Here is a 4,015-nt window from a genome sequence, read left to right as displayed (position 1 = left end):
TGTGGCGTTCATCCCGCTATGCCGCAGCAAGGCATCGATTTGCGGCTCGCGACCGCGGAAGGACTTGAACGAGACCAGCGCCGGGCGGCTGCCGCCCACTGCCAGTACCTCGCGGCGGAAGCGGTCGCCGGTTTGCGCCAGCTGATCCGGCGCTTCCTCGAAGGCGGCATAGGCGTCGGCACTGAGCACTTCGGCCCATTTATAGCTGTAGTAGCCGGCGGCGTAGCCTCCGGCGAAGATATGCGAGAACGCCTGTGGAAAGCGGTTGTAGGCCGGTGGCAGATTGACCGCCACCTCGGCGCGCACCCGGTCGAGCAGGGCTTGCACGGTGTCGCTGCCGGCATCGAAGCGGCTGTGCAATTCCATATCGAACAGGCCGAATTCCAGCTGGCGCGCCATCACCATACCGCTCTGGAAATGGCGGGCGGCCAGCATCTTGTCCCATAGCTCGCGCGGCAGCGGCTCGCCGCTATCGACATGGGCGGTCATGGCGCTGACCCGCTCCCATTCCCAGCAGAAGTTTTCCATGAACTGGCTGGGTAGCTCGACCGCATCCCATTCCACCCCATTGATGCCGGCCACGCTCAATTCGCCCACCTCGGTGAGTAGTTGGTGCAAACCGTGGCCCATCTCATGGAACAGGGTGGTGACTTCGCCATGGGTAAAGGTGGCGGGTTTGCCATCGACGCCACGGCCGAAATTGCATACCAGGTAGACGATGGGCGTCTGGTCGCCGCCTGCCTTATGGCGGCGATTGCGGCAGTCATTCATCCAGGCGCCGCCGCGCTTGTTCTCGCGTGCATACAGATCGAGGTAGAACTGGCCGACCAGCTTGCCGCTGCGGTCTGTCAATCGATACAGGCGGGCATCGGCGTGCCAGACCGGGCCGCTATCGGGCTCGGCCTTCAGGCCATACAGTGACTCGATCAGGCCGAACAGACCGGCCAATACCTTGGGCTCGGTAAAGTACTGCTTCACCGTCTGCGCCGAGAAGGCATAGCGCGCTTCCTTGAGCTTTTCCGACACATAGGCAAGGTCCCAGGCGGCTAGCTCATCAAGGCCCAGCTGCTCACGGGCAAAGGCTTCCAGCTCCTGGCGGTCTTTCCGGGCAAACGGTTTGGCGCGGCTGGCCAGATCGCGCAGGAATTGCATTACCTGCTCCGGCGTATCGGCCATCTTGGTGGCCAGTGAGTAATCGGCATAGCTGGCAAAGCCAAGCAGGCTGGCCAGTTCGCTGCGCAGTGCCAGGATGCGGCTGATCAGCGGGGTGTTATCGCGCTCGGCCGGGCCAAACTCGGCGGCGCGGGTGACATAGGCGCGGTACAGCGCTTCGCGCAGCGGCCGGTGGTCGGCATATTGCTGCACCGGCATAAAGCTTGGCATCTGCAGGGTGAATTTATAGCCGGGCTTGCCATCCGCTTCGGCGCCAGCGCGTGCCATTTGCCTGAGCTCATCGGGCAGGCCCGACAGCTCGGCTTCATCGGTCACATAGTGGGCAAACGCATCGGTGGCATCGAGCAGGTTTTGCTCGAACTGGGCAGCCAGCTGGGCCAGCTCTTCCTTGATGGCGGCAAAGCGCGGCTTGTGAGCTTCATCGAGCTCGGCGCCGCCGAGGCGAAAGTCGCGCAAGGCCTGCTCGATGGTGGCTTTGCGTGCCGTGCTATAGCCGGCAAATTCGCTGCTGGCAGCCAGGCGCTTGTATTGCGCAAACAGCGCCAGGTTTTGTGCCACTTCGGCGCTGAACTGGCTGATCTTGGGCAGATTGGCGTTGTAGGCTTCGCGCAGCGCCGGGGAGTTCACCACCGATTGCAAATGCGCCACCTGGCCCCAGGCGCGACTGAGCCGCTCCGAGCTGTCGTCGAGCGGCGCCATGAAGTTATCCCAGCTGACTGGCGCAACGGTTTCCGCAGCCGCCACTGCAGCACGTGCCTCCATCAGCAGCTGGGCTATGGCCGGGCTGATATGGTCGGGCTGGATATCGGCAAAGGGTGGCAGATCGCGAAAGTCGAGCAGGGGATTGGTCATGGCAGCAGGGTCCGGTAACTGGGGCGGCGCCCCGAATTCACCCTAGATGGCGCCAAACCCGCCAGCTTCAAGCGCCGATCTGGCGGGCACAGTCGTTATACTGGCGCTTTTGCTATCAAGCTGGAGTGTTGCCATGGCCCTGCGCCGTTTCAAGGGTGTATCGCCCACTGTGCCGGAATCTGCCTTTGTCGATGAAACCGCCGTGGTGGTGGGTGATGTGGTGCTGGGCGAAAACGCCTCGATCTGGCCCGGCGCCATTGTGCGTGGCGATGTGAACCATATCCGCATTGGCCGTGATTCGAATGTGCAAGACCTCGCTTGTCTTCATGTCAGCCACAAGCGCGATAGTGACCCGGAAGGCGCCCCGCTGATCATTGGCGAGCGCGTCACCATCGGCCATCAGGTCACCCTGCATGGCTGCACCATTGGCGATGAGGTGCTGATCGGCATCGGCAGCATTGTGCTCGATCGCGCCGTGATCCAATCGCAGGTGATGATCGGTGCCGGCTCTCTGGTACCGCCGGGCAAGGTGCTGGAATCGGGCTATCTGTATGTGGGCCGCCCAGCGAAGCCGGTGCGTCCGCTCAGCGAAGAAGAGCTGGCGCATTTCAACTATTCTGCCGCGCACTATATCCGCCTGATGAGGGCACATCAGGAGAGCTGAGCGCGCGCTGCCCGGTGCACCCCGGCTGTCTGTGCATTTCCACACATTGTCATGAACAAAGCTGTGTGTGGCATGTGGATAAGCTGGCTAAGTGGCTGATCGGGCAGCGATTGCTATTACTGCCTAAAATTTGGGCGTCGCGTCAAAAACCATGCCAGTTTGGGGATGGATTCGCCTTGTGCCAGGATTTCTGCCATGTCTGCTACCGGCTTCAACCTGAATCTGCTGCGCTCCTTGCTGGTCATCCTCGAGACTCGCAATCTGACCGAAGCCGGCAAGCAGCTTGGCTTGACCCAGTCTGCCTTGAGTCGCCAACTGGCACAGCTACGCGAGCAGCTGGGCGACCCACTGCTGATACGCGAGGGGCGCGACTACCTGCTGACCACGCGCGCGCAGGCGATGCTCGCCCCGCTCAGGTCCATGCTGGCCACGATGGAGACGGTGCTGGAGGCGCCCGTGTTCGATCCGGCAGCCTGCAGCCGCCGCTTTTCATTAAGCGCATCGGACTATATTGCCGACTTCATGTTGCCCACCCTGCTCGATACCCTGCATATCCAGGCTCCGCGGCTGGAACTGGTGCTGCGCATGTGGGGGCCGGACCAGTATCGCTGGTTGGCAGAAGATATTGATCTGGTGCCGACCATGGCCGATGCGATTCCCGAGAATCTGCATGGCCGTGCCATGGGGCAGGACGTGCCGGTGGTGGCAATGTGCCGTCACCACCCCTTGGCGGCCGGACCGCTCGCGCTGGCCGACTATATTGCAGCCGGGCATGTGCTGATCGGCGGGGGTGGCAACAAGAACGGGCCGGTTGACCGGGCTTTGGCGAGCATGAACCTGGCGCGGCGCGTGGTGCTGGAAGTGCCGTTTTATGGCTCGGCAGTGCGCATTCTTACAGGCACGCGCTTGCTGCTGACCCTGCCGCAGCATATCGCCACCGTGATGGCGACATCCCTGCCGATCGCCTGGCAACCCTTGCCATTCGAGGCGCCGGTGTATCGCTACTGGCTGCTGTGGCATGCGCGCAATCACCATGATGCGGCGCACCAGTGGTTCCGTAACCAGGTGTACGCGGTGCTGCTCAAGTCCATGCATGGCGTGACGCAATTCAATCAGACTTACGAATCCTGGAACTAGGCTCTGTTGACGTTTTGCCGGCGGTCGCGCCGGGTCGGGTTTTGCGGTAAATCAAGGCGGAATGAGCGCGGCATAACGGCTTATGTAAGCGAATGACAACGCGGAGTTACCGCGAAACTCGGCCCGGCCCTGTGGGTTTCGCCGGAAAGCCGCCAGGCGCTGTGTTGTTGCGCACTGAGGTAGATCACT

At 62.1% G+C, this 4,015-nt stretch carries 3 protein-coding genes; 2 read left to right on the top strand and 1 reads right to left on the bottom strand.

Features of this window, described 5'->3' with window-relative positions; genetic code table 11:
- Nucleotides 1–2,025, bottom strand: a 2,025-nt coding sequence (locus tag ACE3OH_RS12205) for a M3 family metallopeptidase (RefSeq protein WP_374352815.1), incomplete at its 3' end; no start/stop codon positions are given.
- Nucleotides 2,026–2,158: 133 nt separating this feature from the next.
- Between ACE3OH_RS12205 and ACE3OH_RS12200 the strand changes: the two genes are divergently transcribed.
- Nucleotides 2,159–2,689, top strand: coding sequence for a gamma carbonic anhydrase family protein (locus ACE3OH_RS12200; protein WP_374352811.1), 531 nt, complete (start codon nt 2,159–2,161; stop codon nt 2,687–2,689).
- 195 nt (nt 2,690–2,884) lie between these two features.
- On the top strand, nt 2,885–3,826 hold the full coding sequence (locus ACE3OH_RS12195) for a LysR family transcriptional regulator (protein ID WP_374352808.1): 942 nt from the start codon (nt 2,885–2,887) through the stop codon (nt 3,824–3,826).
- The last annotated feature ends 189 nt before the right edge of the window (nt 3,827–4,015 follow it).

This window comes from Chitinimonas sp., from assembly GCF_041904975.1.
In the GTDB taxonomy this organism is placed as follows: domain Bacteria; phylum Pseudomonadota; class Gammaproteobacteria; order Burkholderiales; family Chitinimonadaceae; genus Chitinimonas.
Note: the sequence above shows the minus strand (reverse complement) of the source record. Positions and strands in the feature narration are given on the sequence as shown.

Coding starts and splice junctions, on each gene's coding strand:
- ACE3OH_RS12200 (WP_374352811.1), top strand. CDS start 2,159: ATGGCCCTGCGCCGTTTCAAGGGTGTATCGCCCACTGTGCCGGAATCT.
- ACE3OH_RS12195 (WP_374352808.1), top strand. CDS start 2,885: ATGTCTGCTACCGGCTTCAACCTGAATCTGCTGCGCTCCTTGCTGGTC.